This is a genomic window from Haematospirillum sp. H4485 (assembly GCF_012102745.1).
GTDB lineage: Bacteria > Pseudomonadota > Alphaproteobacteria > Rhodospirillales > Rhodospirillaceae > Haematospirillum.
Window position 1 is genome coordinate 45,478 of sequence record NZ_JAAVSY010000007.1, and the last position, 20,021, is coordinate 65,498.

18 protein-coding genes are annotated in these 20,021 nt (G+C 56.2%); 8 read left to right on the plus strand and 10 right to left on the minus strand.

The annotated features are described in order from the left end of the window. Positions 1-54: 54 nt before the first annotated feature. Positions 55-411 (minus strand): 50S ribosomal protein L20, encoded by a 357-nt coding sequence (gene rplT, locus HEQ61_RS06740; RefSeq protein WP_167805394.1) that lies wholly within the window; start codon positions 409-411, stop codon positions 55-57. A 37-nt stretch (positions 412-448) separates the two neighbouring features. Then, complete coding sequence (gene rpmI, locus HEQ61_RS06745) at positions 449-643, minus strand: 50S ribosomal protein L35 (RefSeq protein WP_082811810.1); 195 nt, start codon at positions 641-643, stop codon at positions 449-451. A gap of 343 nt (positions 644-986) precedes the next feature. Between rpmI and HEQ61_RS06750 the strand changes: the two genes are divergently transcribed. The 3 genes from HEQ61_RS06750 (at position 987) to HEQ61_RS06760 (ending at position 4,004) form a co-directional block, all read left to right on the plus strand. Continuing rightward, positions 987-2,051, plus strand: a complete 1,065-nt coding sequence (locus HEQ61_RS06750) for a TAXI family TRAP transporter solute-binding subunit (protein ID WP_168020143.1) — start codon at positions 987-989, stop codon at positions 2,049-2,051. A gap of 47 nt (positions 2,052-2,098) precedes the next feature. After that, on the plus strand, positions 2,099-3,472 hold the full coding sequence (locus HEQ61_RS06755) for a leucyl aminopeptidase family protein (protein WP_168020145.1): 1,374 nt from the start codon (positions 2,099-2,101) through the stop codon (positions 3,470-3,472). Between the two features lie 172 nt (positions 3,473-3,644). After that, positions 3,645-4,004, plus strand: a complete 360-nt coding sequence (locus HEQ61_RS06760) for a MarR family winged helix-turn-helix transcriptional regulator (RefSeq protein ID WP_168020146.1) — start codon at positions 3,645-3,647, stop codon at positions 4,002-4,004. Between the two features lie 41 nt (positions 4,005-4,045). Here HEQ61_RS06760 and HEQ61_RS06765 read toward each other — a convergent pair whose 3' ends face one another. The 6 genes from HEQ61_RS06765 to HEQ61_RS06790 all read right to left on the minus strand — a co-directional run bounded on the left by HEQ61_RS06765 (position 4,046) and on the right by HEQ61_RS06790 (position 11,275). Beyond that, positions 4,046-4,357 (minus strand): FliM/FliN family flagellar motor switch protein, encoded by a 312-nt coding sequence (locus tag HEQ61_RS06765; RefSeq protein ID WP_066132936.1) that lies wholly within the window; start codon positions 4,355-4,357, stop codon positions 4,046-4,048. Between the two features lie 106 nt (positions 4,358-4,463). Further along, entirely contained in the window at positions 4,464-6,149 is a 1,686-nt protein-coding gene (locus tag HEQ61_RS06770; protein WP_168020147.1) for an ABC transporter ATP-binding protein, read from the minus strand. Beyond that, entirely contained in the window at positions 6,146-7,189 is a 1,044-nt protein-coding gene (locus HEQ61_RS06775) for an ABC transporter permease (protein WP_168020148.1), read from the minus strand. The genes HEQ61_RS06770 and HEQ61_RS06775 overlap by 4 nt, the downstream gene beginning before the upstream one ends. Beyond that, complete coding sequence (yejB, locus tag HEQ61_RS06780; RefSeq protein WP_168020149.1) at positions 7,186-8,241, minus strand: microcin C ABC transporter permease YejB; 1,056 nt, start codon at positions 8,239-8,241, stop codon at positions 7,186-7,188. Before yejB ends, HEQ61_RS06775 begins: the two co-directional genes overlap by 4 nt. Positions 8,242-8,255: 14 nt before the next feature. Continuing rightward, a complete protein-coding gene (locus tag HEQ61_RS06785; protein WP_168020150.1) occupies positions 8,256-10,097 on the minus strand; it encodes an extracellular solute-binding protein in 1,842 nt (613 codons plus the stop codon). Next, on the minus strand, positions 10,097-11,275 hold the full coding sequence (locus HEQ61_RS06790) for an ExeA family protein (RefSeq protein WP_168020151.1): 1,179 nt from the start codon (positions 11,273-11,275) through the stop codon (positions 10,097-10,099). The genes HEQ61_RS06785 and HEQ61_RS06790 overlap by 1 nt, the downstream gene beginning before the upstream one ends. Before the next feature lie 203 nt (positions 11,276-11,478). Between HEQ61_RS06790 and HEQ61_RS06795 the strand changes: the two genes are divergently transcribed. Next, positions 11,479-11,967: a hypothetical protein gene (locus HEQ61_RS06795; RefSeq protein WP_168020152.1), complete on the plus strand. Its 489-nt coding sequence runs from the start codon at positions 11,479-11,481 to the stop codon at positions 11,965-11,967. Between the two features lie 77 nt (positions 11,968-12,044). Next, entirely contained in the window at positions 12,045-13,832 is a 1,788-nt protein-coding gene (locus tag HEQ61_RS06800) for an SLC13 family permease (RefSeq protein WP_168020153.1), read from the plus strand. Positions 13,833-13,862: 30 nt separating this feature from the next. On the opposite strand, the gene bioB is transcribed toward HEQ61_RS06800, so the two are convergent. After that, complete coding sequence (gene bioB, locus HEQ61_RS06805) at positions 13,863-14,897, minus strand: biotin synthase BioB (protein WP_168020154.1); 1,035 nt, start codon at positions 14,895-14,897, stop codon at positions 13,863-13,865. Between the two features lie 201 nt (positions 14,898-15,098). Here bioB and HEQ61_RS06810 point away from each other — a divergent pair, with 201 nt between their 5' ends. The 3 genes from HEQ61_RS06810 (at position 15,099) to HEQ61_RS06820 (ending at position 18,729) form a co-directional block, all read left to right on the plus strand. After that, a complete protein-coding gene (locus HEQ61_RS06810) occupies positions 15,099-16,697 on the plus strand; it encodes a hypothetical protein (RefSeq protein ID WP_168020156.1) in 1,599 nt (532 codons plus the stop codon). Between the two features lie 330 nt (positions 16,698-17,027). Next, a complete protein-coding gene (locus HEQ61_RS06815) occupies positions 17,028-17,792 on the plus strand; it encodes a PhoH family protein (RefSeq protein ID WP_168020158.1) in 765 nt (254 codons plus the stop codon). A 223-nt stretch (positions 17,793-18,015) separates the two neighbouring features. Further along, entirely contained in the window at positions 18,016-18,729 is a 714-nt protein-coding gene (locus HEQ61_RS06820) for a response regulator transcription factor (protein WP_066132907.1), read from the plus strand. A gap of 16 nt (positions 18,730-18,745) precedes the next feature. Here HEQ61_RS06820 and HEQ61_RS06825 read toward each other — a convergent pair whose 3' ends face one another. Then, positions 18,746-20,008 carry a M16 family metallopeptidase gene (locus HEQ61_RS06825; protein ID WP_168020160.1) on the minus strand — a complete coding sequence of 421 codons (1,263 nt, stop codon included), beginning with the start codon at positions 20,006-20,008 and terminating at the stop codon, positions 18,746-18,748. Positions 20,009-20,021: the final 13 nt, after the last annotated feature.

The window sequence follows — 20,021 nt, forward strand, 5'->3', positions numbered from 1 at the left end:
GTCTGCATGGTAGACGACCGTCCGGCATGTCAGGGCACCATGGGTGCCCTCTGATCAGCCAAGAGCAGCCCGGGCTTTTTCGACCAGCTTGCCAAAGGCTTCCGGCTCTCTCACGGCGAGATCAGCTAGGACCTTGCGGTCAAGCTCGATACCGGCCTTGTGCAGGCCATCGATAAAGCGGGAGTAAGTCAGGCCCAGCTCACGAACACCGGCGTTGATACGCTGGATCCACAGTCCACGAAAGTCGCGCTTTTTGTTGCGACGATCGCGGTAGGCGTACTGGAGGCCCTTTTCGACTTTTTCAATCGCAATCCGGAAATTGGTGGAATTGCGGCCCCGATAGCCCTTGGCGAGCTTCAGGACTTTTTTGTGACGGGCATGGGAGGTAACGCCGCGTTTCACACGAGACATGATATGATTTCCTTATCCTGAACGGTGAATGACGGCGTCAGCCGTGCATGTACAGCTTGACGATCCGGGCGTCACTGTCGCACAGGATCATGGTGCCACGAGCCTGACGCTTCATCTGCTGGGGCTTGTTGCGCAGCATGTGACGCTTGTAGGCAACGTTGGCACGGACTTTGCCGGTACCGGTCAGGCGGAAGCGCTTCTTGACAGCGCTTTTGGTCTTCATCTTGGGCATTTTTCAGTCCTTGACAGTTCTGGTCCTGCCCGGTTCCACATGTGGGCCGGGCTTCTGTTGCTGCGGGTGGGCATGCCCGGCACCTTGACTGCCACGCAGCCTGATGCACAGCCTCGCCGCTCGCAAACAGAGCCGATCCCTATACAGGATTGTCAGGGGAAAGACAATCCCTCAAAGAGAAACTACTTTTGCGGGAATTCTCTGGTCCCGGTGGACCAAAAATGTCTATGGCCGTTTTGATGGGCTCATGTTTGTATTACTATCTGTTTCGTCATTGTTTTTTCAGGGTGTCTCCTCGCCCTGGTGCTTGGTCCCGGTCGTTTTTTCCTTCCGGAGGTTTATCGTGTTTGTTGTGTCTGCGTTTTCCGGATGGCGGGGACTGGTGGTCGCTGGTGTGATTCTCGCCTGCGCCATGGCTTTGATCTACCCTGCTTGTGCCGGCGAGTCTGACAGCAAGGCCAAGGGAAGCGCGGATGTCCGCTTTGTACGTATTGGTACGGGTCCAACCGGTGGAACGTACTTTCCCGTTGGGGGATTGATTGCAAACGCACTATCCAACCCACCGGGCTCGCGCCCCTGCGACCGGGGCGGGAGTTGTGGGGTGCCCGGATTGATTGCAGCTGCACAATCAACAAATGGATCCGTTGAGAACGTGGAAGGACTGGCGCGTGGGGACCTTGACTTTGCCCTTGTGCAGGCAGATGTCGCTTTCTGGGCTCAAAGTGGCTCCGGGCTTTACAAGGGAAAGGGGGCTGTCACCGAACTCAGGGCGATTGCCCGTCTGTATCCGGAAGCCGTTCATCTGGCTGTGCGTGCGGATTCGGGCATAACATCGGTGGCGGGACTGAAAGGGAAGCGTATAGGTGTCGGAGAGGAGGGATCCGGTACCTTGGTGGGCTCCCACATTATTCTTGAAGCCTTCGGGATCAGTATGGGTGACATCAAGCCGATTTATAAAAAACCAGGGGAGGATGCAGATGATCTTATCGCCGGTTCCCTGGACGCCATGTTTTTTGTTTCCGGGGCTCCGACGCAGCTAATTGTGCGTTTGCTGGACAGCGGATCCGCACGCCTCGTTCCAATTGAAGGACCGGCTGTGGAACGCCTTGTCGGGCGTTATCCATTCTTTTCAAAAGGGGAAATACCGGAAGATGTCTATGCTGGTATGGGTGGCAAGCCGATACGTACCGTTACAGTCGGCGCCCTTCTGGTTACGACCACGCGCACGCCTGCGGATTTTGTTGAGGCCATTACCCGGTCCATGTGGCATCCAAGTCACTTGATCCTTTACAGCAAGGGGCATCCGCGGGCAGCTTCCATGTCTCCGGATACGGCCCGGGACGGGCTTGGTATTCCCCTTCATGATGGGGCACGCAAGGCTTACACTGACATGGGCAAAGGCGATTGAGTGCGAGTCTTGTTGCTTTTGAAGTACGCTAAACAGACAGGATAGAAATGCCTCTTTCGGTTTTTGTCAGCCCAACAGAGATAGACGCGCCTTCTGTGGTTCGTCCGGTTCGTTTGGTCCTGGCGGGGGACGATCTCCCTTCTTTTGCCGCAGCATCTGGATTTACTGCCGGGGTGGGCGAGATGTGCCTCTTGCCGTCCGGGGATGGATCTGTATCCGGTGCCTTGGTAGGTCTTGGCGATGGCCTTGATCCGTGGGCCCTGTCTGATCTCCCTTTGTCTCTTCCGGCTGGAATCTGGTCCCTTGATGGTGTGCGAGATCCAGATGATGCCGTACGGTTCTGTCTTGCATGGGCTTTGGGAGCTTATAGCTTCAATCGCTATCGCCGTCAGGAGGAGAGTGTACCTGCCCGTATGGTCTGGCCCGCAGGCGTTGATCGTGCGGCTGTGGGTCGCTGGGTTGGGGCTATTGAGTGGGTTCGTGACCTGGTTAATACACCGGCGGAGGATATGGGGCCGTCCGAACTGGAGGATGCCGCCCGTGGTTTGGCCCAACGCTATGGGGCTTCTCTCGAGGTTATTGTGGGGGAGGCTCTGTCAGATCGCAACTATCCGGCCATTTATATGGTTGGGCGTGCCTCGCCGCGCGCTCCGCGTCTGATTGACATACGGTGGGGTGATCCATCTGCGCCCAGGCTGACCTTGGTTGGCAAGGGGGTGTGCTTTGATACGGGCGGTCTTGATCTCAAGCCCTCTTCCGGTATGCGCCTGATGAAGAAGGATATGGGCGGAGCCGCGCATGCCATGGCGTTGGCCGGCTTGGTCATGGATGCCCGGCTGCCGGTTCGGCTCAGGGTTCTGGTACCGGCTGTGGACAATGCCGTGGCAGGCAATGCCATGCGTCCGGGGGATATTCTAAGAACCCGCAAGGGGCTGACCGTTGAAATATCCAATACAGATGCGGAAGGTCGGTTGATCCTTGCTGATGCCCTTGCCGAAGGGGATAGTGAGAAGCCGGAGCTGATGATTGACTTTGCTACCCTGACCGGCGCAGCACGTGTTGCCCTGGGGCCGGAACTTCCGGCACTTTTTTCCAACCAGGATACGTTGGCCGCTGACCTTGTTGCAGCGGGGCAGCGCGAGCATGATCCCTTGTGGCATATGCCGTTGTGGGATGGTTACCGCTCCATGATCGAGAGCCGTATTGCGGATCTGGACAATGCACCGGAGGGGAGGATGGCTGGTGCCATTACGGCAGCCCTGTTCCTGCAGTCTTTTGTGTCGGATTCCACGCCGTGGGCTCATATAGATCTATTTGCCTGGAATCAGAAAGCGCGTCCCGGTCGTCCGGTTGGTGGAGAAGCCATGACGCTGAAAGCAATCTTTTCCGTACTGCAGGATCGTTTTGTACAGCGTATTTAGCAGCATGCAATTATGTTTGTCTTTTTTCTCCATTCTGTTGAGCCTTGGCAAGGCAGTCGTTCCGGATGCTGAATGTTTCTGTTCTTTTTTCGGGCGTTGGCCGATGTGACCGTTGCATGCAAAATAGACGCAAGGCCATGAGGTCGAGTTTCCTGGTAACGTCGGGTGGGAAATGGATATCAAGATTTCAGCTGTAGAGGCGCTTGATCTATGGCGCGGTGCGATTGTCGAGAGTGTTCGTCGGGAGGCACCGGACTTGTCTGCCCGCCAGATGGCCATGTTGCTGACGGTTTATCTGACGCCTCCTCCTCATACCGTACGGGGGCTTGCGGCAGAACTGAATGTTTCCAAGCCCGCCATTACCAGGGCTGTGGATCGGCTTGCTGAATATGGCTTGCTCAAGCGCAAGATGGACGACCACGACCGCCGCAGCGTTCTTATTTTGCGTACGGTCAAGGGATCAGTGTTTCTGAGTGAGTTCGGCGATATTATCGGCGCTGCGGCGACGGAAGCAGAAGGGCTTACTGCCTGATCACCCTGCGTTTCTGCCGTTGATTCTCTACAGACAGCGTATCAGGTCGCGTAGACAGAGTGGACAAGCTCTGTCAGGGTCACGCCGATCTTGTCACCTTCGGTAATCACCACCTCGCCACGGGCTACCAGTATGCCGTTGGCATAAATTTCCACCGGCTCATCGGTCTTCTGATCCAGCTCGACCACGGCACCGCGGCCCAGTTTCAGCAGCTGGTGCACCCGCAGCATCGACTTGCCCAGCATAACCGAAATTTCTACCTGCACTGTAAAGGCAGCGTCATTGGTAATCGGGCGCAGACCGCCCACGGTCTGCAGCGTCGGGTCATCTTTCAGGCGAAACTGCTCGGTCATCCGGTTTTCCGCAGCCAAGGTGGGCAGACCCGCCCGTCAATACCGGTACCGGCTGACAGGGCCTACCATACAATCCAGCACAGTATGCGAGTATGGCCCGTGAAAGTTAAGACTCTCCTATAATATTGTCCGGTTCCGGAAAACGGATGTTGTTTTTTCCGTATCCAGGCGTTTGATCCAGGAAGGCAGCGGCCAGAAGGGTTTGCGTATAGGGGTGCTGTGGATCTTTCAGCACGGTGCTGGTTGGGCCATATTCCACCGCCTGTCCGTTCTTCATGACCAGAATGGTGTCTGCCAAGGCGCGAACGGCCCGCAAATCGTGGCTTATGAACAAGCAGGACAGGTGATGGCGCTGCTGGAGATTACGCAGAAGGGCGATAATCTGTGCCTGGATAGAGACGTCCAGGGCGCTGGTGGGTTCATCCAGAACCAGAAGTCTGGGTTTGAGTACCAAGGCACGTGCGATGCCAATCCTTTGACGTTGCCCGCCGGAAAATTCATGGGGGTAACGGTCTGCATGGTCCGGTGTCAGGCCAACCTCGTCCAGGATGGCCTGAATGGCTGCCTCACGATCCTGTTTGTTGCCGGGGCAGTGAATATCAAGGCCCTCGCCTATGATATCCCGTACAGTCATGCGTGGGCTGAGTGATCCCCATGGATCTTGAAACACGATTTGCATCGAACGTCGGAACGGACGCAGGGCTTTCTCTGGTAGTCCGTCCAGTGCATGACCCAGGCAGACGATGCGACCCTGCGCCTTGACCAGCCGTAGTATGGCCATGGCCAATGTTGTTTTCCCCGATCCGGACTCCCCGACAATCCCCAAGGTCTGGCCCTGACGCAGAGTCAGGGAAACATCATTGACGACCGTGTTCCAGTGTCGGGCCAAGCCAAAAAGACCATGCCGTAGCGGAAAGCGCACCTGCATGTTCTGTACGTCCAGAACAACCGGTGCATCTGGAGCAACCGGATCTTTGTGCCCGGATGGGCCAGAGGACAAAAGATGGCGGGTGAAGGGGTGCTGTGGAGTGGAGAACAGGTCTGGCGTCGGGCGTTCCTCGACCAGTTCACCATCCTTCATGACGCAAGCCCGATCGGCAATCCGCCGCACAATTCCCAGATCATGCGTGATGAACAGGATCGCCATTCCCAGCTGCTTTTGCATGTCTTTCAGAAGGGACAGGATCTGCGCCTGAATTGTGACATCCAGGGCTGTGGTGGGCTCATCAGCAATCAGGAGATCCGGCGCATTGGCCAGCGCCATGGCGATCATGACCCTTTGGCGCTGGCCCCCTGACAGTTCGTGCGGAAAAGCCCGCAGACGTGATTGCGGGTTTGGCAATCCTACCATGTCCAGCAGTTCGATAACCCGAGACCGGATAGCATTCCGCCTTATGGTCTGGTGGATATGCAGGGACTCGGCAATCTGGCGTCCGATGGTATGAAGCGGATTCAGGCTGTTCATCGGTTCCTGAAAAATCATGCCGACCCGGTTGCCGCGGATTTCGCGCAGCCTTGCGTCGTTTGCTCCGGCAAGATCCTGTCCCTTGAGGTGGATTGACCCGGAGCGTATCCGGACGCCCGGTGGCAAAAGGCGAAGGACCGACAAGGCGGTCATGGATTTTCCGCAGCCTGACTCCCCGACCAGGGCCAGTGTCTCGCCGTGTGCGATGTCCAGTGATAGTCCCCTGACGAGGTCAACAGGGATGTCCCGTCCGTGCGTACAAATATGGAGATCCCGTATGGACAGGATCGGCTGTGTGGCCGATGGGGCATTCTGCTGCAGGCTCATGGCTCACCCTGCCCGGCCTTGTGCCTTGGATCAAGGGCATCGCGGATACCTTCTCCGACAAAGATCAGCATGGTCAGGCAGGAAGCCAGGGTGATGAAGCCACTGATGCCAATCCAAGGGGCATCCAGGCTTTCTTTTCCCTGCTTCAGCAGCGCACCGAGAGAGGCGGATGTCGAGGGCAGCCCGTAGCCAATCAGATCCAGCGCGGCAAGTGTCACAATGCTGCCGGCCAGCAGGAAAGGAGCCATGGTCAGGGATGCTGTCAGGGCGTTGGGCAGGATGTGACACCATAGAATACGGGTATTGCCGGCACCAAGGGCGCGCGCTGCACGCACGTAGTCCTGTGCCCGCACTTTCAGAACCTCGGCCCGGACCAGACCAACCAGACTTGTCCAGGAAAACAGGGCCAATACCAGAAGAATGCTCCAGAATGAGGGAGCAATCAGGCTGGCCAGGATAATCAGGATGAACAGTTGGGGAAGCCCGCTCCATATTTCCAGGGCACGCTGGCCGAAAAGATCAATGTGACCGCCATAGAAACCCTGCAGGGCCCCGATCACAATGGCGATGCCAACCGACAGGGTGGTCAGGGTCAGGCTGAAAAGCATGGAGCTGCGGAATCCGTACAGTATCTGGGCCAGAATATCCTGTCCCTGCCCATCGGTTCCCAGGGGGTGAAGCCAGCCGGGAGGGACCGGTGGGGGTTCGTGTGTGCGTGTGTCTATGGTGTTGTAGGAAAAACGCAGGGGAGGCCACAGGGCAAACCCTTTGGCATTGATCAGGGCTCTGACTTCCGGGTCGTGATAGTCCGTATAGGTGGGCAGGAAGCCGCCGAACGTTGTTTCAGGGTAATCGGTTATCACCGGCGTATAGATCCTGCCATCGTAGAAAACAAGCAGGGGGCGGTCGTTGGACAGGAACTCGGCACACAGACTGAGCAGAAACAGGATGCCCAAAATACGCAGGCTCCACAGGCTGCGCTTTTGTGCACGGAAGGCGTCCAGCCGTCTTTGCCAAGGTGTTTGATGGATTGTGCTCATGGGGCAGACTCAAATGTGATCCGCGGGTCAACCAGGTGCAGGGCGATGTCGCTGGCCAGATTCATGACAAGGCCGATCAGGCCAAAAATATACAGGCTGCCGAATACGACCGGATAGTCGCGCCGGACAACAGCTTCAAAGCCGAGAAGACCAAGACCATTGAGCGAGAAGATGCTCTCGATCAGGATGCTTCCGGTCAGGAACATGGCAATCAGCGTGGCGGGGAAGCCGGCGATCACAATCAGCATGGCATTGCGGAAGACATGCCCGTACAGAACCCGCCGCTCGATCAGACCCTTGGCCCGTGCGGTGATGACGTACTGTTTGCTGATTTCTTCCAGAAAAGAGTTGCGGGTCAGAAGGGTCAGGCTGGCAAAGCCGCTCATCACCATGGCTGTAACGGGCAGGGTCATGTGCCATAACCAGTCCAGGACCTGTCTTGCCCATGACAGCGTATGAAAGTCATCCGAAGCCAGTCCTCGCATCGGAAACCAGTCCAGAAAGCGACCACCAGCCAGAAAGATAATAAACAGGATCGCAAACATAAATGACGGAACTGCATAACCCACAACAACAATCCAGCTGCTGATACCGTCAAGACGGCTGCCGCTGTGAATGGCTTTCAGGATGCCCAGGGGAATGGAAATGATATAGATGATCAGGGTCGACAACACCCCAAGGGAGATCGAAACTGGAAGAGCATCGATCACCATCTCGGTGACGGGTTTGGACTGATAAAAGCTCTCACCCAGCTCGAAACGGGCATAGTCAGCCAGCATCATCAGGTAGCGTTCGTGAAGCGGGCGGTCAAAGCCGAATTGTTTGCGGATGTGTTCAATGTGTTCATTGTCCAGCCCCTGTTTCCCACGGTACAGGGTTGTGTCCCCCGCCCCGGATTCAGAAGCCAGGCCACCGGTTGCTTCGGCCATCATCAGCAGTGTCTGTTCGACCGGTCCCCCGGGTGCGGTCTGGATGACAAAGAAGTTGACCGTCATGATTCCCAGCAGGGTCAACGGTATCAGCAGCAGACGGCGCAGAATATAGGATACCATGGTGCTTGGTTCCGTCAGGAGGATTGCGGGGCGTACCAGAAAATATCCGGGTCGATGACGGGCTGCAGGACATTCATCTCGGGCGTTTGGATCTGTCGGGTTGCTACGTACAGGGTCTCATTATTGTACCATTGCGGGATGCACAGAAAGCTCCAGCGCAGGATCCGGTCCAGGGCCCGGCTTGCGGCTACAAGCTCGGTGCGGGTATTGGCCTGCACCATTTTTCCGATCATGGCATCGACGGCCGGATTCCTTATTCCGGCCAAGTTGCGTCCTCCGGGATTGTCCGCCCCGTGACTGGCAAAAAAGTCATACTGCTCATTGCCGGGTGAAAGGCTCTGGAACCAGGCATCAACAATCATGTCGTAATCGTACTGGTTTCGTCTGGTCAGGTGTTGTGCCGGATCGATAGTGCGCATGGTGGCGTGGATGCCCAGCCGTGACAGATTCTGGAGCAGGGGGCGCGTTACCTTCTCCCAAGCGGGATGGTGAAGGAGAATCTCGAAGGTCAGTGGTTGTCCGGTTTTGCGGGACACCATAACGTTGTTGCGCACCTCGTAACCGGCCTCGTCCAGCAGGGTCAGGGCCCGTTTCAGATTGGCGCGCAGGCCACCCGGGGTATCTGTGCGGGGAGGTTCCCAGACTGGTCTGAAAACACGTGCAGGGATCTGGTCACGCCAAGGTTCCAGCAGGATTCGTTCTTCCGGACCCGGCTCCCCTGTTGCTTCCAGGTCAGAGTTTCCAAAGTAGCTTCGGGTCCGTTTGTAAAGCCCGAAAGACAGGTTGGCGTTGGTCCATTCGAAATCAAATGCCTGGATCAGGGCTTCACGTACCTTGGGATCAGCGAAGTGTGGGCGGCGTGTATTGAAGACAAACCCCTGCATACCAGATGGGCTATGGTTCTTGATAGCAATTCGGGTCAGTGGGCTGTCTGCTTTCCCGGTTTCCGGATAGTCCCGTGCCCATTCCCGTGCGCTGCGAACGATACGGATGTCAACTTTTCCAGCCTTCAGGGCTTCCTTGGCTACCGTGTCATCCTGATAAATATCCACCCGGATTGTATCAAAGTTGTAGTGGCCGCGCAGGGCCGGGACCGTATGTCCCCACCAGTTTTCAACACGTTCCCACACGATGCGCCGCCCGCTTTCGACCGTGGCAATGCGATAGGGCCCATTCCCAAGGGGAATCCGTAGGCCGCTGCGTTCAAAGTCGTGTCCATTCCAGTCTGCCCTGGAGAAGACGGGAAGTTGCCCCAAAATCAAGGGAAGCTCGCGGTTGCGTGTGCCGTCAAAGGTGAACAGCACCCGTCTTGGTCCGGTTGCTTCCACACGTGTTATGTTGCCCCAGTAGGAACGATACAGCGGCCGTCCCTTCTCGCGCAGGGTGTTGAAGCTGAAAACAACGTCATCGGCCATAACAGGTGTTCCATCGTGGAACGTGGCCTGTGGCCGCAGGTTGAAGGCAACCCAGCTGCGATCGTCGGCAAGCTCGACGCTTTCTGCCAGGTATCCGTATTCAGTAAAGGGTTCATCCTTGCTCTGGACCATAAGGGATGCGTAGAGATAGCTGCTGCCAAGCGGTGCAAGTCCCGGTGCGGCTATCCCTTTCATGATGAAGGGGTTCAGGCTGTTAAAGGCATAAGCATGTGTCATACGCAGGATGCCGCCTTTTGGCGCATCCGGGTTGACGTAGTCAAAATGCTGGAAGTGTTCCGGATATTTGGGTGCCCCGTGCATGGCAAGGGCATGTGTCGGGGATGCCTTTCGGGAGCTTGTGTGCTCTGTGGCACCGGATGGTGCGGCAATCCCGGTGACAAGGGCAAGCAGGAGCAGGCATGAACGGATGGCGGCGTACATCAGGGTTTTACTGCTGAATCGGGGTTGTTGGGGCAAGCTGTTGATGACCATAACCAGCGGCCTTGCTGATCGCGGCAGGCTGTGCTGGATCCGGTCTCGTCCTGATGACCGTCAAGCTGCGGCGGTGGTGCCATGGGATCTGGTTTCTCGGTCAGTACAATCGAAAGAGGCGGGTGTGCCCGGGTCCCTGTCAACAGGGAGGAACCGTCCTTGTCCAAGGCTATCGGTTCCAGTTCACTGTTGCTGTCAAGCCACGGGATTATTCCCGTGAAGAGTGCCGCGATCAGAGCCCCCGCAATCATACCGCCCAATCCTGCAAGAATTGAGGCGTGGGTTATGCCCACCTGTTTCTTCTGACCATGGGTGGATGTGAAGGCGGATTGGTATCCCAGATCTTCAGGCCGGACGAGTGTATCCCCGCGTTGTGCTGCGGCGTGCAACGCCTTGTCACACAGCCGGTTGATGCGTCCTGGCAGCCCCTGACTGTCCACAACCAGGATGCCCAGTGCTTCGGGAGAAAAAGGGCGTGCTGGTGGATGATCCGGCAAGACAGCCAGGTTCAGGTGATGGTCTATATACGCAATTGTTTCTCCTGCATTCATCGGCTGCAAGCTGAGAAAGTGCGTCGGGAGTGAGGACAGTGCGCGGAAGAGGGGGTGTGTCAGTCGTGGAAGGAGGTCATCCGCACCACACAGAACAACTCTCAGGATGGGGCCTCCTTCCCGGTGCATGGCCAGAAGGCTGTGCAGAAACAGCAAGGCGCGGGATGGCAGATAATGGGCATCGTCGATAATGACCAGGCACGGTGTCCGGCCAAGGCGTCGGCCGAGCAGAAGCCTGATGATCATGTCATGTTCTTCGCCTTCACCCTCCGGGTGTACGCCGTGTGACAGAGCGCCCAGAAGGAGACGTTCCAGGCTGTTGCTGTTGTTGTCGCCGGGAATGGTTATGCAGAGGGCCGAGAGGGGTGAGGGTACTTCACGCAGCAGCTTGGCGCACAGTGTGCTTTTACCGATGCCTTCCGGCCCTGTCAGGGTCAGGAGCCTATCCCCATCATGCAAGCGAGCCTGCAAATGTTCCAGTGTAGCCACAGACGATCGCAAAGGAAACCACCGCTGTGGATCCGGGAACAGCGGAAAAGGAGATCCGGACAAGCCAAACCGGTTCATGAGGCTCATGCTATCCCGCTTTGTCTTTTGACATGGCAGCGCAAAACCGCGATAACCCTTCTCGCGTGTATCATTGGACGTTTATAACCTCTTTCACGTGTTTTTTGTTCAAAGTGTCGAGTTTATTTCAGAGCTTTGGCCAGGATCTATGAGGTTATCAACGCTCTGTCCATGTTCGGCGTGTATTGCATTGACACAGTGGCAGGTTTTGCATGTTGTGGAAAGATCTTGCGCAGGCATTGTTACATCCGGCCCGGATGCCTGTTGTCCCGGCTTTCTTTTTTCTCCTGATCTTGCTGCTTTCGGCGCGTTATTTCTGGCTGCAGGATGAAGCAATGTCCCACGCCTGTGCTCTTGGGTCCGTGTCATTTCAATGTTCCCTGCGGTCCAGTCTGGGCATCCTGATGTACACCAAGGCGCTGGGCATCCTGTCGATCCCGGTGGCCGGGTTGGCGCTCTGGATCCGGCGCCCGGCTGTCATGGTTCCTGCTTTGGCTCTGACTCTGATGGCGCTGGTATTTTACAATGCGGACTACGGTGCGGTGGCGGCAACCATCATGGTTGTTGCTGTTGCGCGTTCCCCTCGTTGTGTGTTCGTTCCCGTCAAGCCGCAGAGTGAGGGAGCAAGCCATTCCGGTAAGGATCTCGAGGGATCTGCGCTGGTGGCAGAGCCTGTTGTTTCCGACAGGTCCTCGCGCTAACAGTTTTATTGCCCCAATAACGCACTCTTTGGTAGCATTGCTGCCCTGGGTATCATGACTGTCGGGGGCTGAAGGGCATGTTATATGGGTTCGGTGCCCTTGCTCCCTATGTGGCTCTTGGCTTCTTGGTGCTTCTGCTTGCCGCCTTCGTATGGGAGAAGTGGCCGCCGGATGTTGTTGCTGTCGCGGCCGTGGCTTTGCTTTTGATCCTTGATTTGCTGACCATCAAGGAAGTTTTTTCGGTCTTTTCCAACAGTGCTCCGGCAACTATTGCGGCCATGTTTATCCTGTCTGGTGCCCTTGTGCGTACCGGTGCTATTGAAGCCTTTGGCGGTGTTATCCACCGTATTGCCCGCTCGCGACCAACCGTGGCAATCAGCTTGTTGATGGGAGGCACGATGTTGATGTCGGCCTTCGTCAATAACACGCCGGTTGTGATTGTCATGATCCCGGTTGTGATCGGTTTGGCGGTTTCCCTTCAGCAGTCACCGTCAAAGTTTCTGATTCCCTTGTCCTATGCCACGATTATGGGCGGTACTTGTACCATGATCGGAACATCAACCAACCTGTTGGTGGATGGTGTAGCCCAAGGGCTTGGGATGGAGCCATTCGGGATCTTCGAGATCAGCGGGGCCGGTGTCCTGATGGCCATTGCCGGTATGATTTATGTGGTCCTGGTTGCTCCCCGTCTTCTTCCCGACCGGCAGAGTCTCAGTACGCTTGTTAGCAACCGGTCTGGCCCCCGTTTTATTACCGAGGTTGTTATTCCCTATGATTCTCCATTGATCGGCAGCCTTGCTGTTGAGGTCAACTTGTTTCGTCGTGCAGATGGGCGCCTGATTGATGTGGTTCGCGGTGAAGAATCCCTGCGTCGGGACCTTAACAGCGTGGTTCTTGAAGCAGGGGATCGCGTGATCCTGAAAACACGAGCCGGTGAGGTCATATCTCTGCGCGATGACAGCAAGGTTGAGTTTCCAGGTGCGCATGCGCTTGAGCCACTGATTGCGCGTCAGGCAACCATTGCTGAGGGACTGGTTGGGCCGGGGTCGCCAATGGCGGGGCATCCTGTTGGCAATCTACGTCTTCGTCGGCGTTATGGTGTTTATCCCTTGGCTGTTCATCGCGCCGGTGAAAATGTCTCCCGGGATCTTGATTCTGTTGTTCTTCAAGTGGGTGACACAGTCTTGATGGAAGGGTCAGCCGAGGATCTGGAACGCTTGTCCACTGATCAGGGGCTGATTAACTTGTCTGAACCCAAGGACCGTCCTTTCCGCAGGACCAAAGCTCCTTTTGTTGTCCTCATTATGTTGGCTGTTATTGCCTTATCCGCTCTTGGTGTTGCAGAGATTTCAGCGCTGGCGCTTATTGCGGTGGCTCTTGTTCTTTTGACGCGCTGCGTTGATGTGGATGAAGCGTACCAAGCGGTAGACTGGCGCATACTGGTTCTTATTTTCGGGATGTTGGCTGTTGGTCTGACGTTGGAAAAGACAGGGGCTATAAAGGTGGTTGTTGGCGCGATGGCACCTTATTTACATGGGCATTCGCCATGGGTCTTGCTGATTGTTGTATACGTCATCGTGTCACTCATGACCGAGATCATCACCAACAATGCGGTGGCTGTTCTGATGACGCCGATTGCTTATAATCTGGGGGTCGAGATCGGCATTGACCCACGGCCCCTTGTCGTTGCCGTCATGTTCGGGGCATCTGCAAGTTTTGCAACGCCGATCGGTTATCAGACCAACACCATGGTTTATACGGCAGGGGGTTATCGTTTTACCGATTTTCTGAAGATCGGTGCCCCGTTGAACGCGATTATTGGCTTGGTCTCGGTTCTGATTATTCCCTTGTTCTGGCCCTTCTGACCCGGGATTCAGATTCCCGGGTTCTTGTTCTCAGTCGTTGGGATTTTGTGCCATGGGGGTTATCCCCAGTCGGGCCAGAAGGTCATTGTCCCGTGCTGTCGGGCTATTTTCTGTTGTCAGCAATTCTTCGCCGTAGAAAATGGAATTGGCACCAGCCATGAAGGCAAGAGCCTGTGTGCTGTCATCCATGGCATGGCGGCCTGCCGAGAGGCGAACAACCGAACGCGGCATCAGGATACGTGCAACGGCGATGGTGCGGACAAACTCCAGAGGGTCGACGTTCCCCCCTTTTCCTTCGTCGGCCAAGGCAGTTCCCTTGATTTCAACCAGCATGTTGATGGGCACGCTGTTGGGGTGCGTCTCCAGCGTTGCCAGTGTATGCAGCATGCCGGCCCGATCTGCCCGGCTTTCTCCGAGACCGACAATCCCGCCGGAGCAAACCCGGATGCCGGCTTCCCGCACGGCCTTCAGCGTATCAAGGCGATTCTCGTAGGTACGGGATGAAATGATACTTTTGTAGTATTCGGGCGAGGTATCGACGTTATGATTATAGTAGTCCAGACCCGCCTCGGCCAATGCATTGGCCAGTTCCGGTTTCAACATGCCAAGGGTCATGCAGGTCTGCATGCCTTCTTCTTTCACCGCGCCGATCATCTCGACAATGGTTGGCAGATCCCGTTCGCGAAGCTGGCGCCAGGCTGCCCCCATGCACAAGCGGGTCGCGCCGTTCTCGCGGGCCTTGCGGGCTGCGGTGCGAACTTCTTCAACCCCCATTAAAGGTTCAACCTTCAGCTTGGCTTTGGCCGTTCTTGACTGGGAGCAGTACTTGCAGTCCTCGGGGCAGGCCCCGGTCTTTATGTTGACAAGGGTCGATCGCTGGATTGTGTTGGGATCAAACCAGCTGCGATGTATGCTCTGCGCCAAGCTGACCAGATCAATGAACGGCATGTCAAACAGGGTTTCAACATCGTGTCGTGTCCAGTCTGTTCTGGGTATGCTCCAGTCCCGTCCCTGAAACTGTGCCGGCAAGGATGGCATGGGCAGAGGGATTGGTGTAACGGTCATGACAAAATGCTCCGGACCCGGATAATTGGCTGCAAGCCTGTATCACACCAATTTTCTGTCGGCAACCCGGCCGTCTTGTTGTGTGTCTGCGTTACGCCTGCTGAACACAGGGGGTGGGTGTGGCGATATTTTTGCTTTCGCGGGGCGTGAAATATGTTTACCAAACAAGGTCTGTCTTTCTGTTTTTCGGGTGCAAGAATCATGGGGCGTGGTTACGTTCTGGCGGGGTTGGTTGTTGCTGTTCTGGTTCTTGCCGGTGTGCTTGTCCGCCCCGGCATACCGGTTGATGTTCCGGATTCCTCCATGAGTCGGGTTCCGTGCGTTTCCTACGCCCCGTTCCGCGATGGCGAGAGTCCGTTCGACCCATCTTTCCATGTGACCCGGGAACGTCTGGCCGAAGATCTGGCCCATCTTAAACCCTTGACCTCTTGTGTCCGCACCTATGCGTCATCCAATGGTCTGGATCAGCTGGCTGCCGAGGCCGAGAAGCTGGGCATGCATATTCTTCTCGGGATCTGGATTGGATCCAGCCCGGTTGATAACCGGAGCGAGATCGAGCGGGCTGTGACCATAGCCAATGCGCATCCGCAAACGGTTCGGGCCGTGATTGTTGGCAATGAAGTCCTGTTACGGCGCGAGCAGGCTCCTGAAGGGATGGCCGCGTTTCTCCGCGAGGTGCGGTCCCGTGTTTCCCAGCCTGTGACCTATGCCGATGTGTGGGAGTTCTGGACCAGGCATGCGGCGGTCCTGAAAAACGAAGTTGATTTTGTGACGGTGCATATCCTGCCGTACTGGGAGGATGAGCCGGCTGATATTGATACCGCCTTGCGGCATGTGCGCGATGTCCGCGAGTCCGTGGGAGCCCTTTTTGTGGGCCAGGATATCCTGATTGGCGAAACGGGGTGGCCAACCCGTGGAAGGCAGCGGGAGGGTGCTGAGCCTGGTCTTGTCAACGCCACGCGCTTTATTCGTGGTGTGCTGGATATGGCAGACAGCAATGGTTGGCGTGTCAACCTGATCGAAGCCTTTGACCAGATGTGGAAGCGGGACCAGGAAGGAACGGTTGGTGGATACTGGGGGCTTCAGCAGACTGGAGGAAAGCCGAAAATTCTGCTGAAGGGACCGGTTGTTGAGGATCCGGATTGGGTGAAATGGGTCTTGGTGGCCTTGGGCACCGGTATTTTTATTTTCGTCGCTATTGTTTTTGTAAGCAAACGTATTGATCGTGTCGGGTTTGCCATCTCTGTCGTTGGGGCCTTGGCTGCGGGGGAAGTCATTGCCCTTCTGGCTCGTCATTCTGTGCTGTCCAGCCGCTCTTTGCTGGAGTGGGGCGTGAATGGGGGCGTTGGTTTACTGGCCGTTGTTTCCGCTGTTGCTTTCCTGTCTGTTTTGCAGAGCAAGGAACCTGGGTTGGGTGTATGGCATGGTCTTTTGTACCGGATGACCTTGGCTGTTGCTGCGACCAGTGCTTTTGGTCTTGCTTTTGGTGGACGCTATCGTGATTTTCCGGCCAGTATGGTTCTGATTGTGGCTGTGGCGCTGGTGCTGCTGTGGATTCGTGACTCCCGGGTCTTGTTTGCACTGCCCGGGAAGCCAGAAGACGTCTGGTTGGCCGGGACAAGCGTTCCCGCCGTCTTGTTTGCCTGCTCTGTTGAGACATGGCGTAATGATGATGCTCTTGTATGGGGAGCAACGGTTATTGCCTTGGTTTCTCCGGCGATTTTCCGGGCTGTTTATTCCCATAAACCGTCATTTTACCGGCCTTCCGGGGCTGCCGGGCCGGTGGACAGGACCGGTTGACAGCTTTTTCTGCTTGATCGCTCCTGTTGTTGCCGGGCGTTGTGAAGTACCATTCAGTGTATCACGGCCCCTGTCGGAGGATCTCCGGTTTGGACCACCTCTTTCGTTGCGGCATGACTTTGCTGCGGGTTTTGTTGGGTTTGCCGCCTGCGTTTTCTTCGTCGGCGGAAGGGACCCTTCCAATCCGTACTGGTGTCTTCTTTTTTGTCCCTGTTTCCACTCGTGTCTTGCCCCGTACTTTCTGGACGGGGCTTTTTTGTTGGCATTGTTCCGGAACGGGGACAGTGCCTGTCTCTCTTTCCCTTTTCTCTTTCAGGAGAGGTTCTGCCTATGGCCAAGCGCACCCATCGTTCTGCACAGGTCGAAAACTCCCGTGTTCGTGCTTTGATGCCCGAGGCTATGGTTTGGGATCCGTTGGGTGGAACCGCTCCGTCTTGTGGGCGTGATGTGGATGATCAGCGCCGTGACAGAAGTTATATCCGTCGCATTCGCCCCCACAGCGATAATCAGTCGCTTCTTATGGATGCTGTTGAAACCCGCAATCTTGTTCTGGCACTGGGTCCGGCCGGAACGGGAAAAACATACATTGCGGTTGCAAAAGCTGTTGAAGCATTGGAGAGTGGTTCGGTCGGCCGTATTATTCTATCCCGCCCGGCCGTCGAGGCCGGTGAAAGTCTCGGGTTCCTGCCCGGTGCCATGGAAGACAAGCTGGCGCCCTATCTGCGCCCTCTTTATGATGCCCTCAACGATCGTCTTGGTGCAAAGAAGCTGCGGCAAATGTTGGCAGATGGGACGATAGAAATTGCCCCGGTTGCCTACATGCGGGGGCGTACCCTGAATAACTCCTTTATCGTTATTGATGAGGCGCAAAACTGCACCTACGGCCAGATCAAGATGATGCTGACCCGTCTGGGCTGGAACTCAACCATGGTTCTGACCGGTGATCCGGATCAGACGGATCTTCTTCCGGGCCTTTCAGGGCTGCGGGATATTGCCTCCAGGTTGGAAAGCCTTGAAGATGTGTCGGTTATAAGGCTACGCGAATCCGATATCGTTAGGCATCCATTGGTAGCTTCCATGCTGACGGTTATATAATCCAGGGGAGTTATTGGCGCGGCCAGTAATGACTAATGGCTGTGCCAATACGCTCCAAAAAAACCAAGGGAAGATTTTCTATAAAGTATTAAACGCATAGATACTCTCTCTTGGCTGGACATTATACTTTCCAGTTGTCAGTGCCCCGGAAATTTCATATCTCCTGAACAGAGTCACATTATGCTGCGCGGTGTCCGGATCGCTTAATCAGGGGGCGAAAACCATGACAAAAGAGCAGGCCCACATTCTTCTGGTCGAAGATGATCCGGCGACACAGGCACTCCTGTCTGCGTTTCTGCGAGAGGCAGGGTATTCTGTAAGCGGTGCATCCACGGCCGAGGCCATGCGTCAGGCCATGGCCAGGGCAACGGTGGACTTGATCCTCCTTGACCTGAATTTACCGGATGGCGATGGTATCCAGCTTGCCCACTCTGTGCGCAAGCAGTCACGGGTTCCGATCATTATGGTGACAGCGAGAGCCCAGCCGCGAGATCGCATTACGGGGCTGGAGCTGGGCGCAGATGATTACGTGACCAAGCCCTTCCATCCCAGGGAGTTGGTGGCTCGTGTTCGTAATGTCCTGGGTCGTTTGAACGGGAACAAGGAAGCTCCCGGCGGTGTTGTGTACAAGTTTGCTGGTTGGGAGATGGACCTTCTATGGCGTAAGCTGACCAGCCCGGACGGTGACCCGATTTCAATGACAGCGACGGAATTTGATTTGCTCGCTGTTCTGGTTGCCCGTGCTGGTCAACCATTGACACGAGATCAGCTCCTGGAAGCGACAGGTGCGCCCGGCCGTGAGGTCAACGATCGCTCGATTGATACTTTGATCAGCCGCATCCGTCGTAAACTGGGTGATGCCCGTGGCGGCCAGAGGATGGTCGAGACCTGCCACGGGCATGGCTATCGCTTCGCTGTCGACGTTCAGGCCGGTTGATGCCGGCCTGCGCTTTCTAGACTGCAATCATGCCCTTGATAGCGTCCAAGTCCGGGACATTCCGGCTTGGACCCAGTACAGCCAGCGTTGGTTCTGATGCAAAGATCAGGGAAGCTGCGTCACGGACAGCAGTGGCATCGACAGCCTCGACCATGGCGACCAGTTCATCCGTATCCACGATCCGCCCATGTGTGAACAGCTGCCGAGCCGCCGTTTCCGCGCGGTTCGAGCTGCTTTCCAGCCCCATCAGGAGTCCGGCCTTGATTTGGGCCCGTGCCCTCATCAGTTCATCGTTCTGCACGATTGTATCGACAATTTTCCGGAGTTCCGTACACAGGACAGGCACCAGTTCGGCAGCTTCGTCATTGCCGGTGCCGGCATAGATGCTGAACAGCCCGCCATCGGTTGTTGAATTGGTGTAGCTGTAGATGGAGTAAACCAGTCCCCGTTTTTCACGAATTTCCTGGAACAGCCGGGAAGACATGCCTCCGCCCAGAAGTGTCGAGAGCACAGCGGTGGCGTAGAAGTGCGGATGGTCATACGCCACACCGTCAAAGCCGAGTACAAGGTGAACCTGCTCCAGATTCTTGTCCTGCCGGCTTTCTCCACCTTTATAGAGCGCCTTCTCAGGGGTAACAGACGGGAAAACCGGCAGGCTTGTGAAGGTTTTTTCGACCAGATGGACAAAAGAATCATGATCAATATGACCGGCCGCAGCAATAACGGTCGAGTGTGTCGAGTAGGTACTGTTCATGTACCTCTTCAGTGTTTCGCGATCGATGCTGCGTACGGTCTCGGGCGTTCCCAGAACAGCTCGTCCCATGGCCTGATCCGGGTACGCTGTTGCCTGGAAGTGGTCAAAAACAATATCGTCCGGGGTGTCCTCGGCCTGATTGATTTCCTGCACAATGACGGACTGTTCCCGCTTCAGCTCTTCCGGGTCGAAAACAGAATGTTGCAGGATGTCGGCGATGATATCGGTGGCCAGTGCGACGTCGTCCTTCAGGACCTTGGCGTAATAGGCTGTATTCTCGCGTGAGGTCCACGCATTGAGAATACCGCCTACATCTTCGATCTCTTCGGCAATAGCGCGGGCGGAGCGGCGGGCCGTCCCCTTGAATGCCATATGTTCCAGCAGGTGGGAAATGCCGTTCAGGGGGGCTGGCTCATGACGTGCCCCGGCATCCACCCAAGCCCCCAGGGTGACGGTTTGTACGGTGTCCATCCGGTCGGTCAATACCCGCAGGCCGCTGGGCAAGGTCGTGATGGTGACGGTCATGGAAACTCCGGAA

Excerpts from the sequence above, each read along its gene's own strand:
- HEQ61_RS06785 (WP_168020150.1), bottom strand. The coding sequence starts at position 10,097 with ATGTACGCCGCCATCCGTTCATGCCTGCTCCTGCTTGCCCTTGTCACC.
- rpmI (WP_082811810.1), bottom strand. The coding sequence starts at position 643 with ATGCCCAAGATGAAGACCAAAAGCGCTGTCAAGAAGCGCTTCCGCCTG.
- rplT (WP_167805394.1), bottom strand. The coding sequence starts at position 411 with ATGTCTCGTGTGAAACGCGGCGTTACCTCCCATGCCCGTCACAAAAAA.
- yejB (WP_168020149.1), bottom strand. The coding sequence starts at position 8,241 with ATGGTATCCTATATTCTGCGCCGTCTGCTGCTGATACCGTTGACCCTG.
- HEQ61_RS06795 (WP_168020152.1), top strand. The coding sequence starts at position 11,479 with ATGTTGTGGAAAGATCTTGCGCAGGCATTGTTACATCCGGCCCGGATG.
- HEQ61_RS06800 (WP_168020153.1), top strand. The coding sequence starts at position 12,045 with ATGTTATATGGGTTCGGTGCCCTTGCTCCCTATGTGGCTCTTGGCTTC.
- HEQ61_RS06770 (WP_168020147.1), bottom strand. The coding sequence starts at position 6,149 with ATGAGCCTGCAGCAGAATGCCCCATCGGCCACACAGCCGATCCTGTCC.
- HEQ61_RS06825 (WP_168020160.1), bottom strand. The coding sequence starts at position 20,008 with ATGACCGTCACCATCACGACCTTGCCCAGCGGCCTGCGGGTATTGACC.
- HEQ61_RS06775 (WP_168020148.1), bottom strand. The coding sequence starts at position 7,189 with ATGAGCACAATCCATCAAACACCTTGGCAAAGACGGCTGGACGCCTTC.
- HEQ61_RS06790 (WP_168020151.1), bottom strand. The coding sequence starts at position 11,275 with ATGAGCCTCATGAACCGGTTTGGCTTGTCCGGATCTCCTTTTCCGCTG.
- HEQ61_RS06765 (WP_066132936.1), bottom strand. The coding sequence starts at position 4,357 with ATGACCGAGCAGTTTCGCCTGAAAGATGACCCGACGCTGCAGACCGTG.
- HEQ61_RS06760 (WP_168020146.1), top strand. The coding sequence starts at position 3,645 with ATGGATATCAAGATTTCAGCTGTAGAGGCGCTTGATCTATGGCGCGGT.
- bioB (WP_168020154.1), bottom strand. The coding sequence starts at position 14,897 with ATGACCGTTACACCAATCCCTCTGCCCATGCCATCCTTGCCGGCACAG.
- HEQ61_RS06755 (WP_168020145.1), top strand. The coding sequence starts at position 2,099 with ATGCCTCTTTCGGTTTTTGTCAGCCCAACAGAGATAGACGCGCCTTCT.
- HEQ61_RS06820 (WP_066132907.1), top strand. The coding sequence starts at position 18,016 with ATGACAAAAGAGCAGGCCCACATTCTTCTGGTCGAAGATGATCCGGCG.
- HEQ61_RS06815 (WP_168020158.1), top strand. The coding sequence starts at position 17,028 with ATGGCCAAGCGCACCCATCGTTCTGCACAGGTCGAAAACTCCCGTGTT.
- HEQ61_RS06810 (WP_168020156.1), top strand. The coding sequence starts at position 15,099 with ATGGGGCGTGGTTACGTTCTGGCGGGGTTGGTTGTTGCTGTTCTGGTT.